We start from the raw sequence: 14,233 nt of genomic DNA on the forward strand, positions 1-14,233 counted from the left end.
TGAGGTTTGTCAGAACAACAATAGCCCCGTTGCAATGATGGCCCCGGACACGAAGAGAGAGACCAGGCAGAAACCCATAATATCTCGGGCACTCAAGCCAGCAATCGACAGTGCGGGTAAGGCCCAAAACGGTTGTATCATGTTGGTCCACGCATCACCCCACGCAATGGCCATCGCTGTTTTTGCCGCGGGCACACCCAACGCTTCACCTGCTGGCATCATAATTGGAGCTTGTACCGCCCATTGACCTCCACCAGAAGGAACAAAGAAGTTAACAATCCCAGCACTAATAAACGTAAAGAGTGGAAAGGTCTGCTGGTTGGAAATGTTGACGAAAAAGTCGGACATCGCTCCTGCCAATGAACTGCCTTCGGGTCCTTTTGCTACCATCATCCCCATAATGCCAGCGTAAAATGGGAACTGAAGTAAAATCCCGCTGGTGTTGCGCGTCCCTTCTGCGACTGCGGCAATGAGTCGTTTAGGCGTTCCATGCAGTAGAATCGCGGTGAAGAGAAAAATGAAGTTCACGATGTTTAGGTTGAGTGCAAATCCATTTTCATAGAAATAGCTGATCACATAGGTAAAACCCAACGCAGCCAGTAAGCGACTTACCCACACACTGTTTTCCAGCTTAGCCGCTGGCGTCAATTCTGCTGTCTCTTCTTCCGTTTTCTGCACGTCATGCTCTAAGGCAGTTGGTGTAATCGCAATCACTTCACTGGGCATTGGATGCATAGAACGGTTGAGGAGCGGGAGTGTAAAGAACAACGCTGCAATAATCACCAAGTTCATACTCGCGAATAACGTCTCACTGACAGGCACCGGTGACAAGACAGCACCTGCGGTCACGGCTTCAAGGTTACTGCCAGAAGCCAGTGCGAGAGGGATCGAACCCGATAAGCCTGCGTGCCAGAACAGGAACCCAGTATACGCTGACGCAATCAACAAACGGTAGTCTACGCCCTTGACACGAATGGCGAGTTCACGTGCAAAGATAGCGCCCACGACCAAGCCGAATCCCCAGTTTACCCAACAAGCAACGGCCGAAACGGTGGTAACAAGTAAGATGGCTTGACCCGGTGTTTTTACCGAATGAGCCAATGTACTCAGACCACGACGAAAAATTGGCGCAGACGCCATCGCATGGCCAGTGACGACAACTAACGCCATCTGCATACTGAACGCCAGCAACTTCCAAAAGCCACCAGCGAAAGCATCCACCATTTGTAGCGGGCTTTGTTTCGTGACTGGCATAGCAACAAGGAAAACGACAAAAGTCAGTATGGCGGCAAATAGAAATGGGTCTGGCAAAAATCGCTGGACAAGCGCGGTACAAGCCGAGGCAAAGCGTTGCATGACCCCGGTCGGTTTGTGTGAAAGTGTTTGGGTAGACATGTCTATCTCCTTAGATCCTTGGAAAATCCGTCCCAATCAATGAAGCGTGTTACTTCACCTTTAATTAACATTTCACACAATATTGCAACGCATTTACGAAGTCTTTAATAGCGCCAATTTCAGGAAGTAGGTTTGCAAAAACAGGAAATAGAAGTGAGACCAACGTATCAGTTACTCAGAATGAATGCGTCTTACTGGAAGCGTTGGAATGCACCTCTTCAAGCTGCAGAAACGACAGTTCTACCCTAACGTCCTTGAAATCAATTAGGGAAATGATACGGTGAAAAAGACTCTGTATAAGCTCAGAGTCACCTAGCCAACTGACGTTGTTAGTGAACGAAGTCTTGTTCACAGGTTAATAGCCAGCTGCGGTCTTGTAGCTGGCTCTTTTCTCTCACTAACGTCCCATTGGCTCAGACACCCCGTAGAACTACTGGTTAATCCAAGTGAATGTTGTAGGCTTTTCCTATTCATAAAGCGCAGCGAATTTTGGTTTTATGGTTTGTCGCCTCATTACTTTCAAAATGTACGCCCTTCCCTGATTTGTCGGCTTCCTGACATAGTCGTGCCAAATCACACACGTGTATCCTTAGCGCTCGACACAGCTCTTCCGGCGTCCATAATCGATGAACCTTACCCAACACGTACTCAAAAGATCCCATTTTCATTGCACTTCCTTAAAAGGCCACTTCACGCCCCTGTGAGTATAAATACTGTCTAAATTCTTCCGATGGACTCAGTTGATTTGAATGGCTCTGCCGAGCCGACATACGGCGTTGCTCATTCCGAAGCCATCCCCCAATAAATCGTGATATTCCGGCTTTCGTCTTGCAACGGGTCGGGTTGTCATGACACCAACCTGCCATCGCCTTGAGGTGGCGACTTACATCCACATCAGGAAATCGGACCTTCCAAGTTAACAGCTCCGTTTTCGTCATAGAAAACCTCCGTCCTCCTCGAAGCGGCAGCGTAATCGCTGGTTTTTCTTCATCGGTTTCGAGCAAATGGCTCGGAACAGCAGTTCGGATCTGTCTGTTCGGATCTGGTTCGGATCTGTTAATGGTTTGGGACATTTCCCGTTTCATTTGACATGGGAATCTGCCTATTTTAGATATGGGAGATTTTCTACTTCGGTTTTTTCCCAAGTAGACATCATGACGAATATTTGAGGTTGTCGCAGGCTTTCCCGATACTGACCGCTTATCAGTTGATGGCTTCTTCTCAGGCACGTCTGGGAGAATGGTTTCAATTAACCGCTGCTCGTCAAAGTAATAGTGGTTCTGGGGGATGTTGTTAGCTCGCTTCACTTTAGTGCGAAGCGCCGCCCCTAATCGCTTTTTCAGTTGAGCCACAGCATAACGAACCTGCTCTTGGGTTAAACACAGCTCTTCCGACAATTCACGGTTTGATTTGTACAACCACTCACCTGGTTTTTTCTTGCCAAACCAAAAGATGAGCTGTGACAAAACAACCGCTTGAACGTAGTTACCCTTACAAAAGCGAATGTAAGGCTTCGCAATGCTCACATTGGCACTTTGCTCAGAGTTCTTGGCGAGTCCGTAGTCAAACCTCGCCATAGTTTCGCTCTCGAAACGCTTTACGTGAGAAGAGAGCGGATTATTTTCAAGTGGATTGTTCAGTGATATCCTTTTCATTGTGATTTTCCTCGCGAGAGATTTCACATTTGGGCTTTGGGTAGTTGCCGCTATCCAAAGCCCTTTCGATTTCCAGCGCGTCTTCAAATTCGTGCGCTAGGTTCATACCTTAATGTCCGAGCTTCAAAATGAAGCTCTCTTTAACCGAATAGCCAATTGCCCTTGAAGATACTTTTGGCTTGTCTCAATTGGCGCACCCAAGATGCAATTGACCAATTAACAACCAACCACAATCTACACATATCGTGCAATATTATCAAGTTGAAATTCACTAATCGTGCAACACAAATACACACTCCGTGATAGACTAAATTCAAAGTGATTGAGAAATATACGATTATGAACAAGAACGAAGAAGTCGGACAACGCTTAAAGAAACTCAGACTCAGTCGGAATATGCGACAAATTGAGCTCGCTAAATTATGTGGATGGGGCGCATCACGTATCAGCAACTATGAATCTGGAATTCGAAGCATCAGCCTTCAAGATGCTGAGACCATCGCATGGCAATTAAAAGTCAAACCATACGAAATTCTGTTTGATAGCTCTGAGCTTATGGAGTTGACAGATTTTGCCAATTCAAATGGTACGACCGAGTTTCACCGTACGTTCCCAGTACTGAGTGCGTTACAAGCTAACGAATGGCTAGAGGTCAAAGAAGCTTCTAAAGACGAGTTCACTGAGTGGCACCCCACTACAGAGAGTGCCAGCAAACGAGCGTTCTGGCTGAGAGTTAGGGGCGAATCTATGACGTCACCAAATGGAGTGAGCTTTCCAGAAGATACCTTAATATTGGTGGATCCAGAGCGACAATCAGTGAGCGGCTCTTTTGTGGTAGCAACATTGTCGGGGGTCAAGGAAGTCACTTTCAAAAAACTGGTTGTTGATGCTGGGCAGAAAATTCTGATGCCTCTCAATACTCACTACCAACCTATTCTTATTCAGGACGACAATAGCAGACTGGTAGGAACAGTGATTGACGCCAAACTTAACCTGTTCTAATCAAACAAAGTTTCTATCATTTTTATCAGCTGCCGCAAGGCGGCTTTTTTAATGCTCTCGATTTATCTACACAATACGTGTTGACATTGCATTCACAATATGTTTACTTTGTTCACATATTGTGAATTTCATATGAAGCAGAAGAATTCGTTGAATCAAGAAGTACTGTTTAACCGGATGATAGATCTTGTGAGGAGTATTACTTATGGAGAAGCAAGTACCACCTTGTAGCCAAGAGGCTTTCATTGCGAGGAACATCAAAACCTACCTAATTCAAAAGGGCTATCGAGATGGACACATTTCACCAGCAGTGGAGTATGCCTTAACACACTATCGTAGCGGCAACTATGACAGGACTAATGTTTTTAAAAGTTGTTTAGAAAAGAGCCTCTACTTTATCAAACGTCCACCGAAGTACGGAGGCGAAGATGTCACTATCACTTGATACACACCTTGGCAAAGTTACCGTCAGCAACCCTTACTACAGTTTCACCTGTTGGAGAGAAGTCGTTTCCGTGACGCTTCTAAAAACGGAAAACAACTCAAACGGGTACGGTATTTGTAAAGAGTATTCTGTTTCATGCAAGGAGAAAATTCATACCAGAAAATTCTTGGAGCAATTTGCTCACCAAGCCGCGATAAAGTTCTATGAGGCTCCCTAACGATAAGCCCTACTCTTCCATAACTTGTCTTTACAAGACACAGAGAACAAATCAAGGCGCAGATAGGCAATTTCGCCAAATGTCTTAAACTAAATGGAAGCGACAGTCTCAGTCTCTTAAACGCATGAATCAAAGAAGCCATTTAGCCGTATATCCGAACAAAGGAATGTCAGTATGTTCGATGAAAGATACCTGATCCAACCCAATGAGTGGATAAAAGAAGAATTGTTAACTCAGCTTACTGGTATGAGTTCCGGAGAGATCAAAAACTATCGTTGTTACCGTTGGGTTCAAGGCGTTCATTTTAAACGTTCATCTTCTATGAATGGAAAAGCTGGCAGGAACTACAAGTACAATCGTTTAGAGATCGATAAATTCTCAACCAAGGAGGACGTTGCTTGATTAAGATACCAGAAGGCATTGAGATTAGAGGCAAGTCTATCCGAATTAGCTTTAGCTACAAAGAAAATCGCTGCAGAGAAACACTAAAAGGTTGGGAGGTAACACCTGCTAACATTAAGAAGGCCGCCCAACTCAGAGCCGTCATCATCTCTGAAATCACCTTGGGGACGTTTGACTATTTAAGTCGGTTCCCAACGTCCAAGAAAGCACTCTTATTTGCAACCCCAAAGCAAATTGGTTTACACCTCACTGTTGCTCAAATGTTTCATAAGTACAGCGTGTTGAAACAAACAACGTTGTCTTCACAAAGTCATTATGTACTGCTCTCACAGATTAAAGCGTGTATCAAATTTCTTGGTGCTGAAAAGCTTATTACGAACATCACTCACATCGACGCGCTTCGATTCCAGCAATATCTGATAAAGACTCCGACAAGAAAGCGGAGCCCTCGAAGCCCAAAGACGATAAACCACTTAGTGAAATTGGCTCGCCGTGTCTTCCAACTCGCTAAGGTGTCAGGCTATTTGACAACCAACCCTTTTAAAGACGTTACCAACCTTTCTGGGGTAAGCGATGGACCAGACCCACTGGAGCCCGAAGAGTATGAAGCACTCATTCGGTCTACGAAGAATGAGCAACAACGGAATATGTTCACCGTCGCCCTCTACACTGGAATACGAACCGGCGAACTATGTGCTCTGGCATGGGAAGATATCAATTTAGATGAAGGAGTGATCAATATACGTCGCAACGTCACAGTAGAACGTAAATTTACAGACCCCAAGAATAGAAAGTCCACTCGGACGATACACTTATTAGAGCCAGCCGTTAAAGCGCTTCGCGCTCAACAAGCCCTTACTCTTTTTAGTCCGCTAAGAACCATTCAGGTCGAATTAAAAGGAAGTGCCAAAACGCGAGAAGAACGGGTCCGATTTGTCTTCATCCCAGTTAGCCGCTCTCCTTCAATTTCAACCGGCATCACCTATAAAACTACGACTTATAACCGATTGTGGACTCGAGCCTTAAAGAGATCGAACATACGTCACCGCTGTTCCTATCAATCTAGGCATACTTATGCATGCTGGTTGATCACTAGAGGAGCTAATCTTTCCTTTATTGCCGAAGAGATGGGCCACACTGGCACAGGAATGTTAGAGCGTGTTTATGGTCGGTTTATGGAATCCCATGCCAACGAACAAGTCGCGTTTTTAAATCAACAGTTTAATATCAATAGGTAGAATTAGTCTGCAATCAATCTATTAGTTTCTTTTGCTCGATATGACTAGCTCTGACAAGTTGCCCTAAATCGGTTCTGCCCCTTTGTGAGTTTCGGCAATAGTGACATCACGCTTTCGTGCTCAAGATTTGACCTAGTTTATCTTATGCCGATACCGTGACAAAAACACAGTTAACTCATAATTTTCTTTGGAGGCTTTATGAAACAGACCTACGCAGGATCGTGTCACTGTGGATAAGTAAAATCTGAAGCAACAGAGCAACGGTAGTTCGTCAAAGTATATCTATTAAAATCCCCAATAGTAGCTAATTTCAACTTGTGATTATCAAAAGAGTAAACTTATCAAAAATTATTTTTGAACGGCTACACAATGAAAAAACAACACTTACTGGTATTGGTTTCGGCAGCATTGACAATAACAGCTTGCTCCTCAAGCTCTCACAACATCACTCAGGCAGACGTCATTAACATGACAGCTCAAGATGGTTGCTTTGAGTTTGGTTATGCTTTAGCTATCAATGATTTCGACAGCGCAAAAGTTTTAGATGCTGAACTAAATAGAAGAATGGAAGACGGTACGTGGAACCTTTCCAAAGAATCATGCCAAGGTTTTATTGAAATGGGCAAAGCAAAAGCCAAAGGGCCAAGTGGTTTCGACAAAGCAATTTCTAAGATGGATGATATCGCAAATGTAGGTCAAGGCGGCACAATCACTATCAAGGAAAAGAAATCAGACTAATGCAAATTAGTTGCTTTGAGGGTCGATGTGATGTCTACCCTTTTTTGTGTGCACCGAGCAATGCGTTGATCTTGGAGGTAGGAGATTCTACGTATTCAGTCGAGCGAGAACTGCCATCCGATGCAAAATTGTTCATCGTGATATGAAGTTTGAATGAAGCAAAAGGCGAAACCGCACTTGTAACAAGCTCATTCTCCCATAACTGAGGCTACCTGCACTTTCTTAACTAAGTCCTTTACTGTAAGCAACGTTTGTCCAGAACTATCACAGCGGGCACTTTGTAACTCAAAAGTGCCCCAAACCTTCACAGAACCTGCAAACAGAACACCTGAGAAGTGCACCAATAGACCAAGTTAATCTAATCTGTACCTTGTTCTCTTATAAGGGATTTTCCCGTTGTTTACTCCCTCACCATACGTCGATTCACATAATCGATTGATACCAGTTGAGTTTCATAATGTACACCAGCAAGATAGATGGGATGAAAACACGGAAAGATTCCATCTAATAAGCATTATAACTCAGGAGTGAATATGGAATATGTGATGGGGGTACTTGATGATACCTTTAATAAGTCATCATTGGGGTGCTTCCAAGACTATGTTAGGGCCAATAGTCGCTATAAAAAATTTTTGATATTCAGTGATTACTGCCTTCATGATAAAAATAAACCAAATGATGTGGTGTCGTTTACAATAGTTCCATACGATGAATATCCTGAGATTTTAAAAAAAAAGATTAGAGAACTTGCGCCACGTGATATAAAAAAGACTCGAAAAGTTAATCCAGAATTCATTAATTATTTGAATCAAAATCGATTTTTCCATGTAAGTTTTATTCTGGGTTCTAGAGGCGGTCTGACAAAAAATTGCTCGATGAAGGAAGTCGACTACATCAATGAGTCGATTGATGTAACAAAATCAATGTTAAATGATTGGGCCATTAATACACCTTCTAATCGTGAATATTTTGATTCAATCGTTAAAAAGCTCAATTACTTAAAAAATGAACAGAATAAAAAGTCACCTAATAGGAAACTACTGCGTGATGTTTTGTTGGTACCGATGCTTGCTAGTTATTTAGCATATCTTTTAACCAAAGAGGCGCAAGCAAGCATAATCGGGTGGTTTTCTGATCGCGATAAAATAATTGAGTCATATAATGAAATTGCATATGATTTTTTTCATATAAATCATCATAGCTTTTGTGAAAAAGCTGGAATAAATAGTAGTGATAGTCAGATTGTTGTTGGTCAACCAACCTGTTCTGAAGGAGGGATGTGGTACGATGCCCAGAATCGTTTGCCAGATCATATCGCAGGAACTATAGCAGATTGGAGTTTGCCTGATAATAAATCGAGTAAGCAGAAATTCATCAGTTTAATCGAAAATTTATTAGCGGATAACAATAACTGTATTCTTATAAAATTAGATTTGAAAGTAGGTTCCTTTTCTTGTAGTAGACTTGAGGTCAAATCTCAAACCTGTGACTCTGATTTATAACAAAGCAATCAAGGTGACCCATTACACTCGGCAGATTTGGTATGGAGTATAGTGTGCTTTGCTAGTTCTGATTGGGGTACCTTATTGCAGGTGTTATATGACATAAGGAGGAAGTCATATCATTGCGCGAAAAATCATATAACAAACGACTATGGTACGATTCGCCTTACTCAAAGTAATCCGTACATATCTAAATCAGCAGATTCACTGACACAGAAATGTCCAATTGTAAGTCACGATACCAAGAGGCCAATCGTACTATCTCGTCGTTACTAACCAGAGAATGTATAAAGTCGAGCATGAACTACTACAAATAACTAATCAGAGCTTACTGTATTTAGTAGAAACTCCATAGGCTTTTGATATTGGGTATTTTTCTTCATTAAGGCGCATTTTCTGCTCACACGCCTTAAACAGGTCGATGCCAGTTTTGTCCGCGATTCGAACCAGATAAAGTAAAATATCCGCCAACTCCTGAGCTACTTCATCTCGTTGCTCTTCACTCAAATTACTACTTTCTTTCTCAGTTAGCCATTGGAATATCTCTAACAACTCCCCTGCCTCACCAGCTAGAGCCATGGCCAAGTTTTTAGGGGAATGAAATTTGTCCCAATCCCTATCTAAGGAAAACTGCGCCAGTTTAGTCTGAAGCTCTTGTAGTTCGCTCATGAATAATCTCCTTGAGTTTAGGGACAGTGATCCAAGGTCGGCTACGATGAATCATTTTATGGCAGTTTGAACAGAGTAGCGCGAGGTCATTCACGTGAGTTGTTTGCCCTTTTGCATCCGATAAGGGTTTTTCATGGTGACACTCAATGTAGTCTTCTCCCCGACTTCCGTACACCTCTTTAAAATCAAAGTTACATGCTTCGCAAACCAATTTACCCAATTGAGCTTTAACTAGAGCTTTTTTTCTGTTTACGATTTCTGGATTTCGCTCACGAACAACATGCCTCCTATACACAGGGGCGCCTTCGAATATTTCAAAGTCATTGTTCTCTGTAGACGTGTAAATTTCGCTCATACTGCCGCTCAACTCAATAGCTAGACCTTTTCTCAAGGTCGACTCTCTGACTGCTTCGACAAAGGATGAGGTAAAGAACTCATGTCCAAACGGAATGTTAAAATGGGTTTCCAACACTTTGAAGCGATATCGATTCGGGTACAAATCATCTGGCCAAACACGGGTATTCTGGTCAATGTAAAAGTCCTGTGTTACTTCAGCTTTGACCAGTGTTTGAATCCAACCATTATAGTGTTCTGCCCCAACTCTTGGAAAGCCAGGTACGGACTTACCCAATTCATCTTTCATCAAGGTCAGGTGATGAACAAAATATAGAATATCCCCTTTTTTAATCTTATCTGTGTTGACCGTAGAGAAGACCTGTTTGTGGCCCCAAATCCCTTCCTCAAGGCCTATCTTGAAATTCCTGGTTGTGGCCTTAGCTACATATATAATCCAGTCCATACCTTAACCTACCGACTCCTGACTTTATTACGAATACTCGTTAGCATTGTGTTGAGACAGTTCCGTCTCACAAATTTTCACGAAGATGTCGAACTCATCTTTGTTCAACATTGCCTTCCGCTCTTCCGACCAAGAACTGAGAATATGCTCAGCCGCTTCCACTGCCACAGGATAAATCGACGAATTGTATGTACGCAGGCAGGATTCCGCCTCGCTCAGCGACATCCCATTCTGTTCTCTTTCCTTACGTCGGTTTTCTGATTCAGAAAACCACTGCAAGTCCAAACACATAACTTCGCTCCAAAGTTTGAAAATACGACACCTCATTGAGATCTATTTAATAGTGCAACTCCCGACACTACAACTCAAGCCTTATTCATTTACGATGTGATTTTTGTTCGTGAACCACTGCACGATTCCGGGATAGGAGGAAGGCGATAGAAAAGATAAGAGTAGGATACGATACGGGTTGTCCCACTGACGTCCCATACCCCTATGAAGGGTGATTAGTTAACGATTAATCAACGAATTAGCGGAGGTGGTTAGATACGACTCAAATATACAGGCACGTCATTAACCGAGGAGCGAGTGGCGTGAAAAGTCCGTTATCTAATATTCTTTAGATACAAAAAAGGAGAGCTTTCGCTCCCCTTTTACATAGACCTAACTGCTAATTAAAGAGCAGCTTTCGCTTTTTCAACTAGAACTGCGAATGCAGCTTTGTCGAATACCGCGATGTCAGCAAGGATCTTACGGTCGATCTCGATAGATGCTTTCTTAAGACCGTTGATGAAACGGCTGTAAGATAGACCATTTTGACGAGATGCAGCGTTGATACGTGCAATCCACAGTTGACGGAATTGACGTTTCTTGTTGCGACGGTCACGGTAAGCGTATTGACCAGCTTTAGTAACTGCTTGGAAAGCTACGCGGTAAACACGTGAACGTGCACCGTAGTAACCTTTAGCTTGTTTTAGAACTTTCTTATGACGTGCACGAGCTTGTACACCACGTTTTACGCGAGGCATTATGTCTCTCCTAAACTAAACGATTGATAAACTAAAAAGAATTAAGCGTATGGCATCATACGAACAACTGCAGCCACTTCACACTTAGGAAGGATTGCATTTGGACGAAGCTGACGCTTGTTCTTAGTAGTACGCTTAGTCAGAATGTGACGTTTTGTAGCGTGCTTGTACTTAATACCACCAGCAGTTTTCTTAAAACGCTTAGCAGCACCTTTGTTGGTTTTCATCTTAGGCATGATGAATAACTCCGCATTGTTGAGTTGATTAAACAATAGTAATTAGGGCGAACAAAACCCAGCTGTTCAGAAAACAGCTGGGTTTTCTTACTTGTAAAGCCTTTAATTACTTCTTCTTAGGGGCCAATACCATGATCATTTGGCGACCTTCGATTCTAGTCGGGAAAGATTCTACTACAGCTAAATCTACAGTATCTTCTTTCAGACGATTTAGAACGTCGACACCAATGTCTTGGTGAGCCATTTCACGGCCACGGAAGCGAATTGTTACCTTCACTTTGTTGCCGTCTTCTAGGAAACGCGTCAGGTTGCGTAGTTTTACCTGATAGTCTCCAATATCAGTTCCAGGACGGAATTTTACTTCCTTAATCTGAATCTGCTTTTGCTTCTTCTTCTGCTCTTTCGCAGCTTTGCTCTTCTCGAAGAGGAACTTGCCGTAGTCCATCACACGACAGACTGGTGGCTCGGCGTTAGGGCTGATCTCTACGAGATCCATACCAGCTTCTGCAGCTGCATCTAGTGCTTCTTGAATCGATACGACACCAACAGATTCACCATCTGCACCTGTTAGACGAACTTCACGAACGCCACGAATTTCACCGTTTAAACGGTGCTGGTTTTGTTTGGCCGGTTGTTGGCCACGTCTTCCGCCTTTAATAGCTTATTCCTCCAGATTGAGCTTACGGCTAGAAACCTCGGCTTGGATGTATGAGATAAAGTCATCCACTTTAAACTTGCCTAGGTCCTTACCCTTACGTGTACGTACTGCAATTTCTCCGGCTTCCATTTCTTGGTCACCACAAACAAGCATGTACGGGATACGCTTCAAAGTATGTTCGCGGATTTTAAAGCCAATCTTCTCATTTCTCAAGTCCGCTTTGGCTCTAATTCCACTTTTTTGCAGTTTTTGTGTTACTTCTTGAACATAATCAGACTGTTTGTCAGTGATATTCATGATAACAGCTTGTTCTGGCGACAACCACGTTGGGAAGAAGCCAGCGTATTCTTCGATAAGAATACCGATGAAACGCTCAAGAGAACCTAGGATTGCACGGTGAATCATAACAGGAACTTGACGTTCGTTGTTTTCATCCACGTATGTAGCACCTAGACGACCCGGTAGGTTGAAGTCTAGCTGAACTGTACCACATTGCCATGCACGATCTAGGCAATCATATAAAGTAAATTCGATCTTAGGACCGTAGAACGCACCCTCACCTTCTTGAATCTCGAATGGAATTTCCATTGCTTCAAGAGATTGTTTTAGTGCTTCTTCAGAGCGATCCCAGATTTCATCGCTACCTACACGCTTCTCTGGACGAGTCGACAGTTTCACCACGATGTTATCAAAACCAAACGTGTTGTATGTATCGTAAACCATCTTGATGCAAGAGGTTACTTCGTCTTGGATTTGGCTTTCAGTACAGAAGATGTGTGCATCATCCTGTGTGAAGCCACGAACACGCATAATGCCATGAAGTGCGCCTGACGGCTCGTTACGGTGACATGAGCCAAACTCAGCCATACGTAGCGGTAGATCACGGTAAGATTTAAGACCTTGGTTAAAGATCTGAACGTGCCCTGGGCAGTTCATTGGTTTAATCGCGTATTCACGGTTTTCTGATGAAGTCGTGAACATTGCGTCTGCGTATTTGTCCCAGTGACCAGAACGTTCCCAAAGAACGCGATCCATCATTAGAGGACCTTTTACTTCTTGGTAACCATATTCAGTCAGTTTTTCACGAATGAATACTTCTAAATCACGGAATACAGACCAACCGTTGTGGTGCCAGAACACCATGCCCGGTGCTTCTTGCTGCATGTGGAATAGATCCAACTGCTTACCAATTTTACGGTGGTCACGTTTTGCCGCTTCTTCTAGACGCGTCAAGTGCGCTTTAAGCGCTTTTTTATCGTGGAATGCAGTACCGTAGATACGTTGAAGCATCTTGTTGTCACTGTTACCACGCCAATATGCGCCAGCCACATTCAGTAGTTTGAAGTGTTGGCAGAAGCCCATGTTAGGAACATGAGGACCACGGCACATATCAATGTATTCTTCATGATGGTAAAGGCCTGGACGGTCGTCTTTAGAAACGTTCTCGTCTAGGATTTCCATCTTGTATGGTTCGCCGCGACTTTCAAATGTGTCACGAGCTTCCTGCCAGCTAACCTTTTTCTTGATAACTTGATACTTGGTTTTTGCTAGCTCTTTCATACGTTTTTCGATTTTTTCAACGTCTTCCATAGTAAGAGACTGTTCTAAATCGATATCGTAGTAAAAGCCATTGTCGATCGTAGGACCGATTGCCATTTTCACATCTGGGTACAGTTGTTTAATAGCGTGACCAAGTAAGTGAGCACAAGAGTGGCGAACAATTTCAAGACCGTCTTCGTCTTTCGCCGTGATGATTTCTAGGCTCGCATCGTTTTCAATTAAATCACAAGCATCTACACGTTCGCCATCTACACGACCAGCGATGGTTGCTTTCGCAAGACCAGGACCGATTGAAAGAGCGACATCCATTGTAGAAACAGGGTTATCAAATTGACGTTGGCTACCGTCAGGAAGAGTAATTACAGGCATGTAGTATCCTATTTACAGTGGTCTTGCACACCAAGCAAGACATGTTTTATTGGTTAGCAATTTTCAGTGAAGCGAAAACTGCCGCGATTTCATTGTGTTATCTGCTTATTTTGATGCAAATACGGATGCACCAGCCAAAGCGAACGAACATTGTAAACAAAGCTCAAGAAATAACAATCAGAAATGTGACATGTTTAATAAAACAACGATAACTCGCCTCTCTCCCATTGCATGGTACACCTCGTAAATCCCTGCTATTACAGCCTGATTCTCGTTATGTGAATCTTTGATTTCACATCAATAGCTTCTAATCTATATAT

16 protein-coding genes are annotated in these 14,233 nt (G+C 43.1%); 6 read left to right on the forward strand and 10 right to left on the reverse strand.

Annotation, left to right across the window (positions count from 1 at the left end):
* Nucleotides 1-9: 9 nt before the first annotated feature.
* The 3 genes from OH456_RS06805 to OH456_RS06815 all read right to left on the reverse strand — a co-directional run bounded on the left by OH456_RS06805 (nucleotide 10) and on the right by OH456_RS06815 (nucleotide 3,050).
* Complete coding sequence (locus OH456_RS06805) at nucleotides 10-1,395, reverse strand: short-chain fatty acid transporter (RefSeq protein WP_270033145.1); 1,386 nt, start codon at nucleotides 1,393-1,395, stop codon at nucleotides 10-12.
* Nucleotides 1,396-1,865: 470 nt separating this feature from the next.
* Entirely contained in the window at nucleotides 1,866-2,063 is a 198-nt protein-coding gene (locus OH456_RS06810) for a hypothetical protein (RefSeq protein WP_270033146.1), read from the reverse strand.
* A gap of 9 nt (nucleotides 2,064-2,072) precedes the next feature.
* Nucleotides 2,073-3,050, reverse strand: a complete 978-nt coding sequence (locus OH456_RS06815; RefSeq protein WP_270033147.1) for a hypothetical protein — start codon at nucleotides 3,048-3,050, stop codon at nucleotides 2,073-2,075.
* 339 nt (nucleotides 3,051-3,389) lie between these two features.
* On the opposite strand from OH456_RS06815, the gene OH456_RS06820 reads away from it, so the two are divergent.
* From OH456_RS06820 to OH456_RS06845, 6 genes are all read left to right on the forward strand, one after another.
* Nucleotides 3,390-4,052, forward strand: a complete 663-nt coding sequence (locus OH456_RS06820; protein WP_270033148.1) for a LexA family protein — start codon at nucleotides 3,390-3,392, stop codon at nucleotides 4,050-4,052.
* Nucleotides 4,053-4,257: 205 nt separating this feature from the next.
* On the forward strand, nucleotides 4,258-4,497 hold the full coding sequence (locus tag OH456_RS06825; protein WP_270033149.1) for a hypothetical protein: 240 nt from the start codon (nucleotides 4,258-4,260) through the stop codon (nucleotides 4,495-4,497).
* A gap of 391 nt (nucleotides 4,498-4,888) precedes the next feature.
* The gene (xisR, locus tag OH456_RS06830; protein ID WP_270033150.1) at nucleotides 4,889-5,116 is read left to right on the forward strand and encodes an excisionase family protein; all 228 of its coding nucleotides are present in this window, start codon (nucleotides 4,889-4,891) and stop codon (nucleotides 5,114-5,116) included.
* Nucleotides 5,113-6,354, forward strand: a complete 1,242-nt coding sequence (locus OH456_RS06835; RefSeq protein ID WP_270033151.1) for an Arm DNA-binding domain-containing protein — start codon at nucleotides 5,113-5,115, stop codon at nucleotides 6,352-6,354. The genes xisR and OH456_RS06835 overlap by 4 nt, the downstream gene beginning before the upstream one ends.
* Nucleotides 6,355-6,723: 369 nt before the next feature.
* The gene (locus OH456_RS06840; RefSeq protein ID WP_270033152.1) at nucleotides 6,724-7,092 is read left to right on the forward strand and encodes a hypothetical protein; all 369 of its coding nucleotides are present in this window, start codon (nucleotides 6,724-6,726) and stop codon (nucleotides 7,090-7,092) included.
* A 533-nt stretch (nucleotides 7,093-7,625) separates the two neighbouring features.
* Nucleotides 7,626-8,594 (forward strand): hypothetical protein, encoded by a 969-nt coding sequence (locus OH456_RS06845; RefSeq protein ID WP_270033153.1) that lies wholly within the window; start codon nucleotides 7,626-7,628, stop codon nucleotides 8,592-8,594.
* A 321-nt stretch (nucleotides 8,595-8,915) separates the two neighbouring features.
* On the opposite strand, the gene OH456_RS06850 is transcribed toward OH456_RS06845, so the two are convergent.
* The 7 genes from OH456_RS06850 to thrS all read right to left on the reverse strand — a co-directional run bounded on the left by OH456_RS06850 (nucleotide 8,916) and on the right by thrS (nucleotide 13,913).
* Nucleotides 8,916-9,263: a nucleotide pyrophosphohydrolase gene (locus OH456_RS06850; protein ID WP_270033154.1), complete on the reverse strand. Its 348-nt coding sequence runs from the start codon at nucleotides 9,261-9,263 to the stop codon at nucleotides 8,916-8,918.
* The gene (locus OH456_RS06855; RefSeq protein WP_270033155.1) at nucleotides 9,235-10,062 is read right to left on the reverse strand and encodes an HNH endonuclease; all 828 of its coding nucleotides are present in this window, start codon (nucleotides 10,060-10,062) and stop codon (nucleotides 9,235-9,237) included. The genes OH456_RS06850 and OH456_RS06855 overlap by 29 nt, the downstream gene beginning before the upstream one ends.
* 27 nt (nucleotides 10,063-10,089) lie before the next feature.
* On the reverse strand, nucleotides 10,090-10,353 hold the full coding sequence (locus OH456_RS06860) for a hypothetical protein (RefSeq protein ID WP_270033156.1): 264 nt from the start codon (nucleotides 10,351-10,353) through the stop codon (nucleotides 10,090-10,092).
* Between the two features lie 383 nt (nucleotides 10,354-10,736).
* A complete protein-coding gene (gene rplT, locus OH456_RS06865) occupies nucleotides 10,737-11,090 on the reverse strand; it encodes a 50S ribosomal protein L20 (RefSeq protein WP_004401084.1) in 354 nt (117 codons plus the stop codon).
* Nucleotides 11,091-11,131: 41 nt separating this feature from the next.
* A complete protein-coding gene (rpmI, locus tag OH456_RS06870) occupies nucleotides 11,132-11,326 on the reverse strand; it encodes a 50S ribosomal protein L35 (protein ID WP_004401085.1) in 195 nt (64 codons plus the stop codon).
* 106 nt (nucleotides 11,327-11,432) lie between these two features.
* Nucleotides 11,433-11,984, reverse strand: a complete 552-nt coding sequence (infC, locus tag OH456_RS06875) for a translation initiation factor IF-3 (RefSeq protein WP_081411588.1) — start codon at nucleotides 11,982-11,984, stop codon at nucleotides 11,433-11,435.
* A 3-nt stretch (nucleotides 11,985-11,987) separates the two neighbouring features.
* Nucleotides 11,988-13,913, reverse strand: coding sequence for a threonine--tRNA ligase (gene thrS, locus OH456_RS06880; RefSeq protein ID WP_031494507.1), 1,926 nt, complete (start codon nucleotides 13,911-13,913; stop codon nucleotides 11,988-11,990).
* Between the last annotated feature and the right edge of the window lie 320 nt (nucleotides 13,914-14,233).

It is taken from the genome of Vibrio sp. La 4.2.2 (assembly GCF_027586995.1).
GTDB lineage: Bacteria > Pseudomonadota > Gammaproteobacteria > Enterobacterales > Vibrionaceae > Vibrio > Vibrio mediterranei.